Origin of the sequence: Stutzerimonas chloritidismutans AW-1, from assembly GCF_000495915.1 — a bacterium.
Classification (GTDB): Bacteria; Pseudomonadota; Gammaproteobacteria; order Pseudomonadales; family Pseudomonadaceae; genus Stutzerimonas; species Stutzerimonas chloritidismutans.
The window spans coordinates 1-18,740 of the sequence record NZ_AOFQ01000051.1 but is presented as its reverse complement, the minus strand read 5'-3'; the positions used below and the strand labels follow the sequence as shown (position 1 = coordinate 18,740).

At 60.2% G+C, this 18,740-nt stretch carries 15 protein-coding genes; all 15 read left to right on the top strand.

The window, feature by feature from the left end; all coding sequences use genetic code 11:
- Positions 1 to 3: 3 nt before the first annotated feature.
- The 15 genes from F753_RS50060 to F753_RS40505 all read left to right on the top strand — a co-directional run bounded on the left by F753_RS50060 (position 4) and on the right by F753_RS40505 (position 17,920).
- Complete coding sequence (locus tag F753_RS50060; RefSeq protein ID WP_023445990.1) at positions 4 to 651, top strand: thiolase family protein; 648 nt, start codon at positions 4 to 6, stop codon at positions 649 to 651.
- Entirely contained in the window at positions 593 to 1,258 is a 666-nt protein-coding gene (locus F753_RS50055) for a thiolase C-terminal domain-containing protein (protein WP_245218668.1), read from the top strand. Before F753_RS50060 ends, F753_RS50055 begins: the two co-directional genes overlap by 59 nt.
- Before the next feature lie 2 nt (positions 1,259 to 1,260).
- The gene (locus F753_RS40570) at positions 1,261 to 2,871 is read left to right on the top strand and encodes an AMP-binding protein (protein WP_023445988.1); all 1,611 of its coding nucleotides are present in this window, start codon (positions 1,261 to 1,263) and stop codon (positions 2,869 to 2,871) included.
- Between the two features lie 66 nt (positions 2,872 to 2,937).
- Positions 2,938 to 4,062, top strand: coding sequence for a saccharopine dehydrogenase family protein (locus F753_RS40565; protein ID WP_023445987.1), 1,125 nt, complete (start codon positions 2,938 to 2,940; stop codon positions 4,060 to 4,062).
- Between the two features lie 13 nt (positions 4,063 to 4,075).
- A complete protein-coding gene (locus F753_RS40560) occupies positions 4,076 to 4,891 on the top strand; it encodes a glucose 1-dehydrogenase (protein ID WP_031298025.1) in 816 nt (271 codons plus the stop codon).
- 177 nt (positions 4,892 to 5,068) lie between these two features.
- Entirely contained in the window at positions 5,069 to 5,842 is a 774-nt protein-coding gene (locus F753_RS40555) for a glucose 1-dehydrogenase (protein WP_023445985.1), read from the top strand.
- A gap of 263 nt (positions 5,843 to 6,105) precedes the next feature.
- Positions 6,106 to 7,965, top strand: coding sequence for a DUF1302 domain-containing protein (locus tag F753_RS40550; protein ID WP_031298023.1), 1,860 nt, complete (start codon positions 6,106 to 6,108; stop codon positions 7,963 to 7,965).
- Between the two features lie 13 nt (positions 7,966 to 7,978).
- The gene (locus F753_RS40545) at positions 7,979 to 9,337 is read left to right on the top strand and encodes a DUF1329 domain-containing protein (protein WP_031298021.1); all 1,359 of its coding nucleotides are present in this window, start codon (positions 7,979 to 7,981) and stop codon (positions 9,335 to 9,337) included.
- A gap of 69 nt (positions 9,338 to 9,406) precedes the next feature.
- Positions 9,407 to 10,363 carry a WD40/YVTN/BNR-like repeat-containing protein gene (locus tag F753_RS40540; RefSeq protein ID WP_023445982.1) on the top strand — a complete coding sequence of 319 codons (957 nt, stop codon included), beginning with the start codon at positions 9,407 to 9,409 and terminating at the stop codon, positions 10,361 to 10,363.
- Positions 10,364 to 10,370: 7 nt separating this feature from the next.
- Positions 10,371 to 12,812 carry an efflux RND transporter permease subunit gene (locus F753_RS40535; RefSeq protein WP_023445981.1) on the top strand — a complete coding sequence of 814 codons (2,442 nt, stop codon included), beginning with the start codon at positions 10,371 to 10,373 and terminating at the stop codon, positions 12,810 to 12,812.
- A 415-nt stretch (positions 12,813 to 13,227) separates the two neighbouring features.
- Positions 13,228 to 14,046, top strand: coding sequence for an SDR family NAD(P)-dependent oxidoreductase (locus F753_RS40525; protein WP_023445979.1), 819 nt, complete (start codon positions 13,228 to 13,230; stop codon positions 14,044 to 14,046).
- 174 nt (positions 14,047 to 14,220) lie between these two features.
- The gene (locus tag F753_RS40520) at positions 14,221 to 15,615 is read left to right on the top strand and encodes an aldehyde dehydrogenase family protein (protein ID WP_167332073.1); all 1,395 of its coding nucleotides are present in this window, start codon (positions 14,221 to 14,223) and stop codon (positions 15,613 to 15,615) included.
- 142 nt (positions 15,616 to 15,757) lie between these two features.
- Entirely contained in the window at positions 15,758 to 16,549 is a 792-nt protein-coding gene (locus F753_RS40515) for an HpcH/HpaI aldolase family protein (RefSeq protein WP_023445977.1), read from the top strand.
- Positions 16,550 to 16,551: 2 nt separating this feature from the next.
- Positions 16,552 to 17,562 (top strand): L-lactate dehydrogenase, encoded by a 1,011-nt coding sequence (locus F753_RS40510; RefSeq protein ID WP_023445976.1) that lies wholly within the window; start codon positions 16,552 to 16,554, stop codon positions 17,560 to 17,562.
- 31 nt (positions 17,563 to 17,593) lie between these two features.
- Positions 17,594 to 17,920: a hypothetical protein gene (locus F753_RS40505; protein WP_156924048.1), complete on the top strand. Its 327-nt coding sequence runs from the start codon at positions 17,594 to 17,596 to the stop codon at positions 17,918 to 17,920.
- Positions 17,921 to 18,740: the final 820 nt, after the last annotated feature.

Genomic DNA, 18,740 nt, shown 5'->3' with positions numbered 1-18,740 from the left:
GCAATGAAGATGAATGCATATGTTGCCGGCGTCGGCATGCTGCCCTTTGGCAAACACCTGGACAAAACCCTCAAGGGCCTGGCCGGGCAGGCCATCCAGCTGGCCCTCAATGACGCGGGAATCGAAGCCGGCGAGCTGCAGGCTGCCTGGATGGGCAATGCCGCCGCTGGCGTGGTTACCGGTCAGGAAATGATCCGTGGCCAGGTGGTGCTGCGTGGCATGGGCATTGGCCGTATTCCGGTGGTTAACGTGGAAAATGCTTGCGCGTCATCGTCGACTGCATTTCATCAGGCCTGCGCCATGGTCAGTGCCGGTTACTACGACATCGTCCTGGCCTGCGGCTACGAGAAGCTGTTTCACCAGGACAAGGCGCGCAGCCTGGGTGCATTTTCCAGTGCGGTGGATGTCGAAGATCCGGACGGTGCGCTGAACGTGGTGAAGAAGCTGGCCGAGGCCGCAGGCGCCCGGGGCCGGGGGGGAGCCGTTCGACGCCGAAGGTGCGGGGGTCAATCGTTCGGTGTTCATGGACATCTACGCGATGATGGCCAAGAAACACATGAAACAGTACGGCACCCGAGTCGAACACTTTGCCATGGTCACCGCGAAAAACTCCTTCCACGGCAGCCTCAACCCACGGGCGCAGTTTCGTGATGAGTTGAGTGTCCAGCATGTGTTGGCGGCACGCCAGATCATCGACCCCCTGACCCTGCCGATGTGCTCGCCGCTCGGTGACGGTGCCGCCGCAGTGATCCTGGTCAGCGAGCGCAAGGCGCGCCAGTTGGGCCTGCGCAATCCGGTGCGGGTGGCGGCCTCGGCGCTGGTGTCTGGCTGGGATTTCGACAACCCCGAAGACAGCGTCGGTGCCTTGGCGGCCGAACAGGCTTATCAGAGCGCCGGCTTCGGCCCGCAGGATTTGTCCTGTGTGGAGTTGCACGACGCCTCGGCACCCTCGGAAATCCAGGCCTACGAATACCTCGGTCTGTGCCCGCGCGGTGAGGGCGGGGCGCTGATCGAGTCCGGCGCTACCCGTCTGGGCGGGCGTATTCCGGTCAACACCTCCGGCGGCCTGCTGCGCAAAGGCCACCCGATCGGCGCTACCGGTTGCGCGCAGATCGTCGAGCTGACCGAGCAGTTGCAGGGGCGTGCCGAGGCTCGGCAGGTACAGGGGGCCCGAATTGGCCTGGCCCATAACGGTGGTGGTGCCATCGGCCTGGATGCCGCGGCCACGGTCGTCAGCATTCTGGTACGGGATAACTGAGTATGAGCACTTACAGTGATCTGAACCTCGCCGGCCTGGTGGCTAACCGTCTGCCGGAGTGCGGTGAGCAGACCGTCCTGATCGTGGAAAACGGCGGCAAGACCCCCGATGAGCAGCGCACCTACCGCGAGCTGTGGCGCAATGGTCATCGCCTAGCCTGGGCATTGTCGAAGATGGGCCTCCAGCAGGGCGAATGCTTCGCTCTGTTGATGGCCAACCACGCAGAATTTGTCGATGCCATGCTCGCGGCGGCCATCACGGGCACCGTTTTCGTGCCGATTGATCCGCGCGCCAAGGGCGACAAACTGGCCTTCTTCCTCAACCATGCGCAATGTCGCGGGGTTATCGCTGCCGATTATGCACTGGCCAATCTGCTTGAGGTGCGAGGTGCGCTTAGTCAGGTGCAGTGGGTGCTCGGTCTGGCCAGTGGTGAAGGCGCTGAGGCTATGCTGAGTGCCCCCGGCGTGAGCCGTTATGACCGCGTCCTGGCGGCGCAGGCAGATACACCGGAGCATACTCTGGCTGAGCTGGTGCCTGAGTCGCCAATGCAGCTGATCTTCACCTCGGGTACCACCGGCGATCCCAAGGGCATCGTCATGACCCATGGCCGTTACTGCCAGACAGCCCAGATGGCGCGGCAGATGTTCGGTTACCGCGATGACGACCGTCCCTATACCGGCCTCTCGCTGACCCATGCCAACGCCCAACTGGTGACCCTTGGTGCGACGCTCGCCAATGGCCTGTGCTGTGTGCTGTCGCGACGGTTCACCAAGTCGCGGCTGTGGGACATCACCCGTCACTACAACTGCACCAGCTTCAGCTTGCTAGGTGGCATGACCACTGCGGTGTACGCCGAGCAAGCGCACCCGGACGATGCCGACAACCCGGTGCGGTTTGTGATCTCGGCTGGCATGCCGACGGCCATTTGGGAGGACTTCGAGCGCCGCTTCGGCGTGCAAATTCTCGAGTTTTACGGTGCTGCCGAAGGCGGTTTGACGATCAAGCCGATTGGCGTCGGCCCGGTAGGCAGCATCGGTAAACCGGTTCCCAGCCTGCAGCACCGGATTGTTGACGAGCAGGGCCGCGATTGCTTGCCCGGCACCCCCGGCGAGCTGTGGCTGCGGCCTGCCGACGGCAGTGCGTACCGGCTTGAATACTTCAACAACCCGCAAGCCTCAGAGAAAAAATGTGCAGAAGGCTGGCTGCACATGGGCGATGTGGTGATCGCGGACGCCGAGGGTTGGCTGTTTTTCCAGTACCGCATGGGCAGTGGCATTCGCTGCAATGGCGAGTTTATCGACACGGCCTTTATCGAGAAGCTGCTGGCCGAGTTGCCGGAAGTGGATGACGTCTATGTCTATGGCATTCCCGCCGCCTCGGGCGCGCCTGGCGAGAAAGAGGTGGTTGCGGCCGTAGTGGCGAAGTCGGGCCTTGAGTTAGACCCGCAGCGGCTGTTTCGCCTGTGTCGCCAGCGCCTGGAGTCCAGCTATGTGCCGCGCTTGGTGCAGGTACTGCAACAGATTCCGAAGACGGCGTCAGAAAAGCCTCAGGAGCGTTTTCTGATCGAGGCGCTGCAACACGAACCCGCAAACGTTTATCGCGAAAGCCGCTGATGTGCATGGCGTAGGCCGCGAGCAATAAACGCTTTTTTGGCAAGTTGATAATAGAGGAACAAGAAAATGACCCAAGCACGCAAGGTTCTGATTTATGGCGGTAATGGCTACACCGGCAAGCTGATAGCTGAATCCCTGGCCCAGCGCCAGATACCGTTCTATTTCGCCGGGCGTAGCCAGGACAAGCTGGAGAGTGGCCTGGAGATTGTCCGTGAACGTCTGGGGGCCGATGCCTGGAAGCTGGACGCCGAGATAGTCGCCGTGGACAACAGCATCGAGACCCTGACGCCGGTGTTCCAGAAATGCAGCATCGTCATCAACGTCGTCGGCCCGTTCATGCAAGTGGCCTGGCCGGTGGTCGAGGCCGCCCTCAATGCCGGTTGCCATTATATGGATACCACCGGCGAGCAGGACTGGACTCTCGCCATCGCCGAGAAGTTCGGCAAGGCGTTCGAAGCCAAGGGCTTGCTGTTGGCACCGGCCACTTCCTTTATGTGGGCAGCCGGGGCATTGGCGGCGGAAGTCGTGCTGGAAGACCCGGAAATCGACATGCTCGACATCCTTTACCAGATCGACAATGGCCTGCCGTCGGAGGCCTCGACCAAGTCCTTTCTGCGCATGGTGTGCAACGAGGGGTCGCAGTACTACCTGGATCAGAACGAATTCAAGGCCTGGCCGAATGACGTCGCCTATGACGTGTTCGTTCCCCACCGCAATGCCAAGCTGCGCGCCCACCCGTGGGGGGGAGCCTGCGAGCCGGTATGGCTCAAGGGGCGGGTGCGCAACTGCAAGGTGCTGACAGCTATCGGCGAGCACATGATCGATGGCGTGATTAGTGCCATCAAGACCTTCAACGAGCAGTCAGTGGGCATGGATCAGGCCGGCAAGGAGGCGCTCACCAACGCGATTGGTGACCAGATCAACACGGGAGAGCCGCCCAAGGATCATCCGGATGTGCAACGTGGCGTCATCGTGGTCAATGGCCAGAGCCGGACCAAGACCACCCGCTACGTCATGAACCTGTCTGCAGCCTACACCTGGACGGGGGAGATTCAGGCCGAGTGCGCCAAGCTGATTCTGCAAGGCCAGCTCAAGCGCGCCGGCTTCCAGTCTGTCGCCAGCGGTTTCGACCATCGTCAGCTGATCCGCACCTTTCATGCACTCGGCTACTGCAGTGCGCTGCCCAACTGACAGGGGGATGAGCATGGACTACTCGAAAGCGAGTCGACTGGATGGCAAGGTGGCGTTGGTTACTGGCGGTGCCCGTGGCCTGGGTGCCGAAATCGCCGATGCACTGTTGCAGATGGGGGCCAGCGTGATGATCAGCGATGTGCTCGACAAAGTCGGTGCAGCTACGGCGGCACACTTGGAGGCCAAAGCGCCTGGACGCATCACCTTCCTGCACCAGGATGTGACCCGGGAGGCAGAGTGGGAAGCGGCTGTGGCTGGCACTGTCGAGTACTTCGGTGGCCTTGATGTGCTGGTCAATAACGCCGGTATCGAAACCGCTGCGCTGCTGGCGGACTGCGAACTGGCTGATTTTCAGCGCACCATGAGTATCAACGTGGATGGCGTGTTCCTCGGCATCAAGCACGGTATTCGTGCCATGCGCCCTGACGGTGTGGCCGGCAAGGGTGGCTCGATCATCAACCTGTCGTCGGTGGCCGGTCTGGTGGGGATGCCCACCCTCGGAGCTTACTGCGCTTCGAAAGGAGCGGTGCGCCTGCTGAACAAGGCTGCGGCGGTGGAGTGCGGAAAGCTGGGCTACGGAATTCGGGTCAATTCGATTCATCCGGGCATCATCAAGACCGCGATGGGCATCAACGTGGTGCGCAGCTTTGCCCGCCTGGGCATGGCGGCGGATGAAGCCGCCGCCGATGCCATGGTCGAGTCGATGCACCCGATTGGCTATGGCCAGCCGAGCGACGTCGCTAATGCGGTGCTGTTCCTCGCCGGCGAAGCCTCGCGTTGGGTGACCGGCACCGAGATTGTCACCGACGGTGGTGCCAGCGCCTGCTGAGCACGCCCTGGCATGTTTAAGCACGGCGCATCTTTCTTGGCGCGGCGCTATTCAACTGGCGGGTCGCAGCGGCAAAACCGTCTGGCCATTGGCCCGGTGGCGGATAGCGTACGCGTCTTCGTTGATCTGCCTGTTGCTCATCGAGCTGGCGGGCACGGCATTTAAAGGAACAGTGAAATGCAACGATTAACCAACCAGGTTTGCCTGATCACCGGGGCCGCCAACGGCATCGGCTTGGCCACCGCCGAACTCTTCCTGCGCGAAGGTGCCAAGGTGCTGCTCACCGATATAGACGCCGAGGCCGGCGAGCGTCAGGCGCATCGCCTGCGCGAGCAAGGCCTCAACGCGCTGTTTCAGCAGCTCGACGTGACCTGCCCGCAGGCTTGGGCGCGCGCCATGGAAACCCTGCGCGAGCGCTGGGGCGTGCTCGACGTGTTGGTCAACAACGCCGGCATGGCGCTGTTGGCCGATGTCGAAAAGCTGACTCTGGAGATGTGGCGCAAGACCCTCGCGGTGAACCTGGATGGGGTGTTTCTCGGCACCCAGCAGGGCATCGCGATGATGAAGGCGCGCGGCGGTTCGATCATCAACGTCGCCTCCATCGAAGGCATCATCGGTGAGCCGCTGGTGCCAGCCTACAATGCCAGCAAGGGCGGCGTACGCATTTTCAGCCGTTCCGCCGCCGCGCACTGCGCCCGCCAGGGTTATGCCATCCGCATCAACAACCTGTGTCCCGGCTACGTCGCCACACCGATGATCAGGGACGGCTTGACGGGGCTGCCGAGCGAGCAGGCCCAGGCTTTCCAGGATTACCTCGGGCAGCGCATCCCAATGGGCCGTCTGGCCCAGCCAGAGGAGATCGCCCGCGCCATGCTGTTCCTCGCCAGCGAAGACTCCAGCTACATGACTGGCAGCGACCTGGTGCTAGACGGCGGCTATTTGGCGCAATAAACGGCTGCCAAAAGCTGGGGAGGGATTCCCATAAGTTGCCGGGATTCCTTGCCCTGCCTGCCGTACACACTCGCCTTCCTACCTCTGCGCAAACCCGCCGCGCCGACCTTTGTCGGCCATCCCCCAACAGGGGGGGAGAACCTTGGCAGGGCGTTGAATAGAGTCCTGCTACAGCGCTCACGTTGCCGCCGCGCAAATTTTTCGTAGCGCAGTGGGGCTGGTCTGGGTACTCGATAACCTGAACTATCGGCTGGAGAATAATAATGACAAGAACGCATTTCACCGGGTTGGACGTTGTCCGCCACCCGCTGCGCCAGGCTATTTTGCTGGGCATTTTGGGCATGGCTGCAAACGCTGCCCAGGCCTTCACCTTCGAAACGGAGAGTGGTTGGCAGGGCAGTCTGGATACAACCTTATCCGTCGGCAGCAGCTGGCGTGCCGAAGGGCGCGACAACGCACTCTACAGCGCGGCAGACGGCCTGGTTGTCGGCAAAAACGATGGTCAGGCAGGTACGGCCATCGACAGCGGCAACCTCAACTATGATCGCGGCGACCGCTTCTCCACCATCGGCAAGGTGCTCAGCGAGTTGTCGCTGCGTAAGGGCGACTTCGGCGGCCTGGTGCGCGTCAAGGGCTGGTACGACCAGGCGCTGGAAGACGAGAACGTCGACTTCGGTAACCAGGCCAACGGCTTCAAAAGCGGTAAGCCGTTGTCCGACAAGGGCTTCGAAGATCTGCAGAAGAACAAGGGCGTCTACCTGCTCGATGCCTACGTGTATGACACCTACTACCTGAACGACCAAGCCTTGCAACTGCGGCTGGGTCGGCAGGTGGTGAACTGGGGCGAGAGCATCTTTATTCAGGGGGTGAACCAGATCAACCCGCTGGACGTGCCCTCATTCCGCCGTCCAGGCACCGAGATCAAGGAAGCCTTGTTGCCACTGTGGATGCTGCACGCAAACTTCAGCCTTAGCGATGGCCTGTCGCTTGAAGCGTTTTACCAGTTCAAGTGGGAGCCTACGGTTGTCGAAGGTTGCGGCAACTACTGGTCCACTACCGAAAACCTGATTTCTACCCATCCTGGCGGCTGTGATATGGCCACCTCTCTGACCGACACGGTCGGCGAACATGCGATCGGTTTATACCCCCGCCTAAGCAAGGGGCGTGATGCCCGGGACTCGGGCCAGTGGGGGCTGGCGTTGCGCTACCTGGTCGAGTCCATCGACACCGAAGTCGGGTTGTATGCGATGAACCTGCATTCGCGCACGCCTATCCTCTCGGCGCGTAACGGCATAGGCGCAGCCGGCGTCACCGGCCTGGCCAACCCAGTGGTACTGGACGAGCTATTGGCTGGTGTGACGGCTACCAGTGGCTTCTATGAGTACCCCGAGGACATCCGCCTCTACGGCTTAAGTGCGGCCACGACGCTGGCCGGTTGGTCAATGGGGGCTGAGTTGTCTTACTCGCCGAATACTCCGGTACAGCGCAATGGCAACGACATCATCACCGGCCTGTTGCTCAATCAGGGGCCGGTGACAGGCGATGTATTGGCAGCCGGGCAGGGCGGCTATGTGGCCGGTTATGACCGTTTCGAGAAGACCCAGCTACAGGTCAACGGCATCAATATCTTCCCCAATGTGCTGGGGGCGTCGCAGTTGATGGTGATCGGTGAAGTGGTCCTGCAGTGGGGTGATGTGCCCGACAGTGCTGACGGGGTGCGTTATGGCCGTGCTCCCGTATTCGGCTCAGGTACTCATGCGGAGATGTTTGGCGGCATTGATGCCTGCAACGGGATCAACCCGAACCCGACCGGCTGCAAGAACGATGGTTATGTCACCGACTTTGCCTGGGGTTATCGCCTGCGTGCCCAACTGGAGTATGCCGATCCGTTTGCTGTGGGCGTAACCACGACCCCCAGCCTGTTCTTCGGTCATGACGTTGAGGGCTACTCGCTGGACGGCCAGTTCAACGAGGGTCGGATGACCGTGGGTGCCGGCGTACGTTTCGACTACCAGAAGGCCCACAGCCTGGACTTCAACTACGTCACGTACAGCAACGACGCCGACTACGACCCCCTGCGTGATCGCGACCATTACTCGATGAATTACAGCTACAAATTCTGATAAGGAAAAAGGCATGAAAACAATAAAGACTTGCCGCGGCCCATTGTCATTGGTGCTCGCTGTTGTGTGGCTGACAGTCGCGGGTAGCGCCTGGGCCAAGTTGACGCCGGAGGAGGTCGCCCGCCTGGGCAACGACCTGACGCCGGTAGGTGCCGAGAAAGCGGGTAATGCCGATGGCAGCATTCCAGCCTGGGAGGGCGGCCAGGCGGCTGCGCCGGCTGGCTGGAGCCCGGAACAGGGCTACGTCGATCCGTTCCCGCAAGATCAAGTGCAGATGGTGATCAGCGCGGCCAACGCCGAGCAATATCAAGACAAGCTGACGCCCGGCACCCTGGCACTGCTGAAGAAGTACGAAAACTTCAAGATGCCGATCTACCAGACCCGGCGCAGCGCCGCACTGCCGGTGCAGGTCACGGACAAGGCCAAGGCGCAGTCCTCCCAGGTCGAGCTGCAAGGGTTTGGTTTGAGCAACCTGAATGGCTCCACCATTCCCTTCCCGATACCGAAGGATGGTCAGGAGGCGATTTGGAACCACCTGGTGCGTTACCTGGGGGGCGGCTTCGAGCGTACCTTCCACTGGTTCCCGGTGCGTAGCAGCGGCGACTCTTACAAGGTGGGTTTCCGCGAGTTCCGTGTATTCGACCAGAACATGGATCGTAGCGTGGACAATCACCTGTTCTCCTACCTCGGCTACTTCCTCGGCCCGGCCACGTTGCAGGGCACGGTGTACCTAGTGCGTGAGCCGGTGGATCAGGTCAGGGAAGCACGTTCGGCATGGATCTACAACTCCGGCTCCCGTCGCGTTCGCCGGGCCCCTGATCTGGCTTATGACAACGTCAGCGACGGCACCGAGAGCATGCGGGTGACCGACCAGTATGACGGCTACAACGGCGCGCCAGATCGCTACGAGTGGAAGCTGCTCGGCAAGCAGGAAATCTACGTTCCTTACAACGCCTACAAGCTGTCGGACAAGTCGCTGAAATACCAGGACATCCTGCAGAAGGGCACCATCAACGCCGATCTGATGCGCTATGAGCTGCACCGTACCTGGGTGGTCGAGGGCACCTTGAAGAATGGGCAGAAGCACATCTACGGCAAGCGCGTGATGTACCTCGACGAGGACAGCTGGACCCTGCTGGTGGAAGACGCCTATGACACCCGTGGCCAGCTGTGGCGGGTCGGCGTGCACCCGCTGATTCAGTTCTACGATGCCGGCGTGCCATGGTATCGCGCCAACATCTGGCATGACCTGAGCAACGGCAACTACCTGGTCTCTGGTCTGGATAACGAGATCAAGCAGCCCTGGACGTTCGGTAGCAAGGGGCGTCAGGCCGAGTTCCAGCCGGACGCCCTGCGCCGCGCCGGCCACTGAGTCAGCAGCGGCGACTTAGGTGACCCCGCTCAGGGGTCGCCGATTCTAATAACAACAAAGGAGTGGCCAATGGCTACTTTCGTTAAGCCCGTTTACGGGTTGTTGTGTGCAGCGCTCATCGCTGCGTCTGGGGTGCGCGCCGAGGTGCTCGGTGCAACTGCGATACAGGTCAAACCGGAGCGCATCGTCCTGCTCGATATCCAGCGCGTCGGTGGGCACTTGTTCAGTGCCGGAGAGCGCGGCTGGATCCTTCACTCGACGGATAATGGCCGCCACTGGCAGTCCGTACGCAGCCCGGCAGATCGCACTCTCACGGCACTGGCCTTCGCCGATGAGCAGCTTGGCATCGCCATCGGACATGGGGCGACCCTGTTGCGCACCACTGATGGCGGCCAACAGTGGACAGCCGTGCCGCTCGACGATATCGGCCGCGACTCGCTGCTTGGGGTGATCCACCTGGGTGACCAGCACTTCGTCGCCTATGGTGCCTTCGGCCTCTATCTGGAGTCCCATGATGGGGGACTGCACTGGAGCAGGCGTCAGCTACTTGATGAGCACTTCGACCGGCACATCGCCCGGGTGATCAAGGCTGCTGACTCTCTGTTTCTATTCGGCGAGTCCGGTACCTTGCTGCGCTCAAGTGACCTTGGCCAGAGTTGGCAAGCGTTGCCGTCGCCCTACGAGGGCTCGTTTTTCGGTGCCCTTGTGACGCCAGCCGGGGCCCTGCTGGCTTTCGGCATGCGTGGAAACCTCTATCGCAGCGCCGATCAGGGACAAAGCTGGCAGCAGATCGCGCTGGATACCAAGGCGGCGCTGCAGGGCGGTGCCATCTTGGCGGACGGCCGTATCGTTCTGGTTGGTAACGCGGGCCTGGTGGCGTTCAGCGCTGACGACGGGCGTAGTTTTGCGTTGAGCAGGACGGCCCGTGGTGGCTTGGCCCAAGTCGTGGCTGTGGAGGATGGCGTTCTCGCCGTTGGCGATGCTGGCGTGCAGGCGCTATCGCTCAAGCAAACGGCAGCAAACTGAGGTTTATATGAGCAGAGATCAAGAGCCTTGTGGGCTTGAGCCTGTCGACGATCAGCAGATACTCGACCGGCAGAATTTTTCCAGCGACCTAATTGGCCGCGTGTCCTACTGGATTTTTCACTTCCGGCGCGCGCTGCTGGTGTTCTTCATCCTGCTGACGCTGCTGTTCGCTTTCACCTCCAGCCGTCTACAGGTGGAGGCAGGCTTCTACAAGATGATCCCGCTGCAGCACGAGTACATGCAGTCCTTCCTCAAGTATCAGGGCGACTTCGGCGGTGCTAACAAGGTGCTATTGGCGCTGAAGAATGACAGGGGTGAAATCTTCGAGCCGGCGTTCATGGATACCTTGCGACAAGTAACCGAGGAGGTGTTCTACGTCAAGGGTGTGGAGCGCAGCTCGGTCACTTCGTTGTTTACCTCCAACGTGCGCTACAGCGAGGTGGTGGAGGACGGTTTTCGTGGGGGCAATATAGTCGCCGCGGATTTCACTGGCACGCCCGAGCAACTCAAGATAGTGCGCGAGAACGTGCTGAAGTCTGACTGGGTCGGACGGATCGTCGGCAACGATCTCGGCTCGGCGATGGTGGTGGCCGACCTGTTAGAGGTGGATCCGGACAGCGGCGCACGGCTCGACCTGCAGGAGGTGGGCAGGGCGCTTGAGGCGATTCGCACCAAGTACGAGAAGGACGGCATCAGCGTCCATATCATCGGCTTCGCCAAGTCGGTCAGCGACATCGCCGAGGGGGCCGCCGGCGTACTGTTGTTCTTCGCCGTGGCCTTCGTCATCACCGCGTTGTTGCTCTATTGGTATTCCGGCTCGCGCATGCTCACGGCTTGGGCGCTGATTTGCGCGCTGGTGCCTGTGGTCTGGTTGCTCGGCCTGTTGCCGCTGCTAGGGCTGGCGCTCGACCCGATGTCGATCCTGGTGCCGTTTCTGATCTTCTCGATCGGCGTGTCCCATGCGGTGCAGATGACCAACGCCTGGAAGCTGGAAACCTTACACGGTCACGACAGCGTGACCGCCTCGCGCAACTGCTTTCAGAAGTTGTTTATTCCTGGGGCCATGGCCCTGTTGGCCAATGCCCTGGGTTTTATGGTGATCGCCTTCGTGCAGATCGAGATGGTTCGTGAACTGGCCATCACCGCCACCTTGGGGGTCAGCCTGATGATCCTCACCAACAAGCTGCTGTTGCCGATTCTGCTGTCTTATATGCGCTTCTCGGTTAAGGACACCGAGCGCCTGCAGGGCAAGGAAACGGCAGGCGACTGGTTGTGGGAGCGGCTCGGCGGGTTGGCCACGCGCAAGGGCAGTGTTGTGGCCATTGTTGCCGCGCTAGCGCTGTTGGGCGGCGGGCTGTGGCAGGCCGGCAAGCTCAAGGTGGGCGATATGGGGCAGGGCGTGCCCGAGCTGCGCGCCGACTCACGCTACAACCAGGACGTGGCCATGGTCACCAGCAATTTCGCCATTGGTGTGGATCTGCTGCAAGTGGTGGTGGAGGCCGGCGGCAGCGAGTCGCCCTGTGTCGATCGAGACGTACTGGGTCGGGTCGAAGACTTCGAGTTCAGTATGAAGCAGACCGATGGCGTCGCAACGGTGCGCGGCCTGGCCGGCTATGTCGCCCAGATCACGCAGGCGAATGCGGAAACCTTTATCAAGTGGCGCACCGTGCCCGAGGAGCAGGCGCAGATCGCCCAAGGTGTGGGCTTCGCAACTCGTCTCGGCAATGAGCTGATGAACTCTACCTGCACCGCCATGCCCATCTCGCTGTACACCGAGGACCATCGGGCATCGACCATCGGGCACATCATTGAACGGATCAAGGCATTCAAGTCCGAGCATGACACTGACAGGCTGAAATTCCAGCTTGCCAGCGGCAACGTAGGGGTTATGGCAGCGACCAACGAGGCGGTGGCGACTGCGGACAAATGGGTCAACCTGGCCCTGTTCGGCTCGGTGACCTTGCTCTGCCTGCTGAGCTTTCGCTCCTGGCGCATTACCCTGTGCATCATCCTGCCGCTGGCCTTGGTGACGGTGCTGTGCAATGCGCTGATGGCGCTGCTCGACATCGGCCTCAAGGTGAACACCTTGCCGGTGGTCGCACTGGGAGTTGGGGTTGGGGTGGATTACGGCATCTATCTGTTTGAGCGGATCAAGCATGAGATGCACGCGCACAATCTGGATTTGCGCGCGGCCTTCGTCGAGGCCCTCAAGCAGCGTGGCACCGCCTCGTTGTTCACGGCGGTGACCATGACGGTGTCTGTGGCTACCTGGGTGTTCTCTACGCTCAAGTTCCAGGCCGATATGGGCGTATTGCTGGCCTTTATGTTCCTGGTTAACGCGTTCGCAGCCATTCTCCTCTTGCCAGCGCTGGCGGCCTGGTTGTTGCCATCCTCGCAAAAACGCTGTGTCTCGACCTCTGCAGCGTGCCCTCCACTCACTACTCCGTGAGCTTTTTGGCGGCCTTCGGGTCGCCTTTTTTAGGCTGTGTCTGTGCGAGTGGCTGAACGTGCCGCTCTGTCCACACAAACAGCATCCAGTCCCCGCCATGTCGGGTAATCACTGTCAGCCCGGCTAGCTGCGGGCATGAATTCTTCGTGGCGACATGCACTGATTCATTAGGGCGCTCCCTCCAGTGCCTGCCGAATGCTGTAAGCATGTTGGCGCAAAAAGACAATACGACTGCGACTGCGAGTTCTAGTATCCACTGCATAAAAAATAGATTGGAGGTGGATGATGAATACCAGTCAATGCCGACGCGCCCTCGTGCGTCTTGCCGGTGCATGCCATGCGCCTTGTTGTACAGCTTGCTGCAGTGGCTCCGTCAGCGGGGCTGTCGTTGGCCCACAGGCAGTGAGGTCAGCGCATGTACAAGGGTAAAGTGGTCATCATCACCGGCGGCTCCAGCGGTTTGGGCAAGGCGCTTGCTCAGCGGTTTCTGGCACAGCATGCTGCAGTCGCACTGGTCGCCCGCGACGGCAAGAAGCTGGCTCAGGTCAAGACCGATCTTGCCGGGTACCTCAGGGCGGGGCAAAAGCTTGAGACCTTCTCGTGCGATGTGTCAGACATCTCGGCCTGTGAGCAAACTCTGCAGGAGATTGCCCATCAACTGGGTGCCCCGCATATCCTGATCAACTCCGCCGGCATCATTAAAGAAGGCTATTTCGATACGTTAGCCTTGAGTGATTTTCGTCAGGTGATGGAGATCAACTACTTCGGCGTGATCAATTTCATTCGTGCAACCTTGCCCTACTTCAATCGCCAAGGCGGCGGGCGCATTGTCAATATTGCCTCGCTGGCGGGCAAGTTTGGCTCCTTTGGCTATGCGGCCTATTGCGGATCAAAGTTTGCCCTTGTCGGCTTGACCGAGACTCTGCGGCTGGAACTCACACCACGCAATATTGCAGTGCAACTGGTCTGCCCTGGCGAATTTGATACGCCGATGACCCAGCAGCTCAGCACTTCGCGCACCGATGAAAACCGCATCATTTCGCAGACGATCCCGGTCCTAAGCCTTAAACAGGTCACCGATGAAGTGTTTGCAGGTATTGCCAAGGGCCAGTACATGACCATCCCCGGGCGTATTAGTCGTGTGCTTGAGTGGGTCAACCGCGTATTTCCCGGCCTGATGCGACGCACCCTGGATGCCAAGGTGAAAAAGATATACGCCGGCCCGTCGCTATAAACCTCATCTGGCCTATTGCCTTACCCAGGTCTGCGATTGGCCTGTATTTGCCAGCTGTATGAGTTGCTCACCTGAGCAGGTTACTGCTCACACCCACTCTGGTAGTTTAAAAGGAACGCTAAAATGGTCACCCCCAACGATCAGCAAGCCATCGCCCACCTCGAAGAAACCTTCGTGCTGCAGAAAGCGGCCTATCTCAAGGCCCCTTGCCCATCGCTTGAAGAACGCGCAGAGCTGCTGCAGCGCATACCCGGCATGCTGATGGCCAACGCTAAACGCATTGCCGAGGCGATGAACAGTGATTACGGTCATCACCCCGAGCTCACCACTTACCTGTTCGATGTGGTCAACGTTGCGGGCCGGGCCCAGTTCGCCGCCAACTCCTTATCCGCCTGGATGGCGCGCGATTATCGTGAGCTGGAGCCGCATCTCTACGGCAGTTCCAAGGCCTATATCGAGTACCAGCCCAAGGGCGTCATCGGCAATATGCCGGCCTGGAACTTCCCGGTTGATCTGTCGATTGGGCCTTTGTGCGAAATGCTCGCTGCAGGCAACCGCGTGATCATCAAGCCTTCTGAGCAAACGCCGGCGATTGGGCAATTGCTGGCCGAAATGATTGGGGCCACGTTTGATCGCGACCGTGTCTCCGTGGAAAACGGCGGCGTTGATCTGGCACGCCATTTCAGCACCTTGAAATGGGATCACCTGCTCTATACCGGCAACACCGCCATTGGCCGTGAAGTCATGCGCAAGGCGGCGGAAAACCTGGTGCCGGTGACGCTTGAGCTGGGTGGCAAGAACCCAACTGTCTTTACCGAAGAAGCCGTTACGGCGAAAAACGTGGCGCAGATGATGGGGGCCAAACTGACCAAGAACGGCCAGCTGTGCATCACGGTCGACCACTGCCTGGTGCCGGCCAGCGCGCTGGATAAATTCGTTGGGCTGGTTAAAGAATTCGTCGAGACCCGGCTGGGTGACTACACCACCAGCACCTTGAATTGCGCGGTGATCAACAAGCGCCAGTTTGATCGTCTGCAGCGCTATGTCGATGATGCCAAGAGCATCGATGCCAGCAAGGTTATCGAGCTGGGCTCGGCCGCCGCCGAGAGCAATGGCGCGTGCCGGATGCCGCTCACCCTGGTGATCAACCCGGCCGCCGGTTCGCTGATCGATCAGAACGAAGTCTTTGGCCCGATTTTGCCGATCATCACCTACACCCACTTTGATGAAGCCATTGCGCGTATTCAGACTGGCGAGCGACCTTTGGGCATCTACGTGTTTTCGGATCAGGCGGACCTGGTCGAGCGCCTACGCCTCAGCACTTCGTCGGGTGGTTTCTGCGTCAACTCTGCTTCCTTGCAGGGTGCCCAGGAGAATCTCGGCTTTGGTGGCGTTGGGCAGAGCGGTATGGGCCGCCATCACGGCATCGAGGGCTTTAAGGAGTTCTCCAACCCGCGCGGCTGTGTCGAGCTTGCGGCTGACTCCAATACGGCTCCGATCATGTCGCCGCACGACGCGATGGCGCGCGAGTTTCTCAAGGCCGTCACGGGCGGCATGCTGGGTGCCTAGAGCACCTGGTTTGATCTCGTGACTTGATCTGGGGGGGCAGTGCGGATCGAGGCATGGCTGCAAATACCTTGCGCTGTGTCTATGACCGCACTGCCAACCCACCCCGAGCGCGTCAACGCCCTTCAAAAGTGGAAGAGAAAACATGACCAATAAACTCAAAGCCCGCTGGGCCGAAGGCAAAGCCACGACAAACGGTTGGCTGGGGCTGCCGCATGTGCTCAGTGCCGAAGTAATGGCCTCTCAGCCTTGGGATTCGATCACGCTGGACATGCACCACGGCTTTATCGACCTGCCCGATCTGGTCAACCTGCTCGCCGCGCTGGCCGGAACCAAGAACTCCCCGGTGCCGTTGGTGCGTGTGCCGTGGAATGATCCGGGTGTGATCTACCGGGCGCTCGACGCCGGCGCCCAAGGCATTATTTGCCCAATGATCAACACCGCCGAAGAAGCCCAGCAGTTTGTCCGCGCGGTGAAGTATCCGCCGCTGGGGCAGCGCAGCTTTGGCCCGATGCGTGGGTTGCTGCGCGAAGGGCCGGCCTATGTGGCCTCGGCCAACGACACCTGCCTGGCGCTGGCGCAGATCGAAACCCGTCAGGCGCTGCAAAACATCGATGCCATTATGGCCGTAGCAGGGCTGGATGGCGTGTATGTCGGCCCGTCGGATCTGGGCTTCGATCATGGCTTACCGCCGGAGTTCGACAGTGAGCGCCCGGAGATGCTGGCGCTGTATGACCAGATCATCGCCGCCGCCAAACGCCACGGCCTGGTCGCCGCCATGCACAACGCCACACCCGCTTACGCCCAAAAAATGGCCGCGCGCGGGTTCAATATGGTGACCTTTGGCTCTGACATCGGCTTTATTCTGGCTGCCAATCAGGCCGCCATGGCCACCTATACCGGATCGGCAGCCACTACCGGGTCAACAGGATACTGATCATGACCTATAACGTCGTTCCCGCCACTTCCCGCGACTACCGCCGTCTGGCCGACAAGGCGCTGCCCCGTTTTTTGTTCGACTATATCGACGGCGGTGCCAATGACGAGCTGACGCTGGCGCGCAATGTCAGTGACTTTGCGCGTATCACGCTCAAGCACAACGTCCTGCGCGATGTTTCACGTATCGACACCGCGACCACCCTGGCAGGAGAGCGCGCCGCCATGCCGGTGATTCTGGCACCCGTTGGTTTGGCCGGTATGTTCAAGCGCCGTGGTGAAGTGCAAGGCGTGCGCGCTGCCAATCGAGTCGACGTGCCGTTCACCTTGTCCACCGTCGGCATCTGCCCGGTGGATGAAGTGGCTCGGGCGGCGGAAAAACCCTTCTGGTTTCAGTTGTACATGGTCAAGGATCGCAAGGCCGTACAGGGCTTGCTGGAGCGCGCCATGGCGGCTGGATGCCAGACGCTGGTGTTTACCGTTGACCTGCCGGTGGCCGGGATGCGGCACCGCGATACGCGCAATGGCTTGTTTGAGAAGAACCTAAGAGGTGCCCTGATGCGTGGCTGGCAGGTCATGACCCGCCCTGGCTGGGTCTATGACGTGGGCATGCGGGGCAAGCCGCATGCCTTTGGCAACTACGCCGATCTTGTCTCCGAAGGGGCTGACCTGAACGCCTACAAGGAGTGGGTCGATAACAACTACGACAACACGGTGACATGGAAGGACATCGAATGGGTGCGCACGATCTGGAAGGGTCGCATCCTGATCAAAGGCATTCTTGAAGGCCGTGACGCGCAGTCGGCGGTCGATGTGGGTGCCGATGGCATCGTGGTTTCCAACCACGGCGCACGCCAGTTGGATAGCGTGTCGTCCACGATCCGCAAGCTACCGGAGGTTGTCGCCGCCGTTGGCGACAAAACTGAAGTCTTTATGGACGGCGGTGTGCGTGGCGGGCTCGACGTCTTACAAGATTCTTGTAAGTTTGGCGCGCCCTGCCACCGAACGGTTTGACATGCTTCTCCGAAATTTTTCGGAATACGTCATGAGCCCCAAAAAACTAAGAATCGACCACCCTTTGGACGAGCAGTACCAGGCTCTATACGAGGCTGCTATGGCTGTAGCAGCGGCCTACCTTGAGCATGCGAACTGGCTGATTGAGCGTATAGAAGGACGAAAGCTACGCACGCATCTGATGATCTCGGTAAGAGTCAAGACGCCTACCTGCTGGGTAGCGACCTGGATAAAAAAGGTCAATGTGAAGGACACAGAAAAATCACGTTCCGTAGCCAAGAAGCTAAGACCTGGATCGCCAGTCAGGATCGGTCAAAACCTCACCGCCGAGATGCCAAAAGGCGAGGGCTTCACCTAAAAGGCTGCGACATTTAACTGTCTGCCCCACGAGGTTCGTGAGGTGGCGATGCACTACGAGAGGCTGCTTGCGGACCTACGAAAAGCGGCTCAGGAAAACCGCTCGTTACGCCGCACTATGACCAATACGATGAACCGGGCAACCAAGGTAATAGGGCAATGTGAAGGGTCGATTTCAGCCGCAGAGACCCTTCGCCTAGCGAATCTTGCGGACACTCTCAACAAAACACAGTGACGCCACTGTGGATTAGGGCGAAGTGCTCAAACGCAGCAATGGCTCGGGTTCCAGCCACTTCCCCCGAACGAAAATCGGTTATGGGGAAGTGAATTCCCCCGTTCGGGGGAAGTGCGTAGTGGTTATGGGGAATTACGCATTAGGGGGAAGTGCTCAAACGCAGCAATGGCGCGGGTTCCAGCCACTTCCCCCGAACGAAAATCGGTTATGGGGAAGTGAATTCCCCCGTTCGGGGGAAGTGCGTAGTGGTTATGGGGAATTACGCATTAGGGGGAAGTGCTCAAACGCAGCAATGGCGCGGGTTCCAGCCACTTCCCCCGAACGAAAATCGGTTATGGGGAAGTGAATTCCCCCGTTCGGGGGAAGTGCGTAGTGGTTATGGGGAATTACGCATTAGGGGGAAGTGCTCAAACGCAGCAATGGCGCGGGTTCCAGCCACTTCCCCCGAACGAAAATCGGTTATGGGGAAGTGAATTCCCCCGTTCGGGGGAAGTGCGTAGTGGTTATGGGGAATTACGCATTAGGGGGAAGTGCTCAAACGCAGCAATGGCGCGGGTTCCAGCCACTTCCCCCGAACGAAAATCGG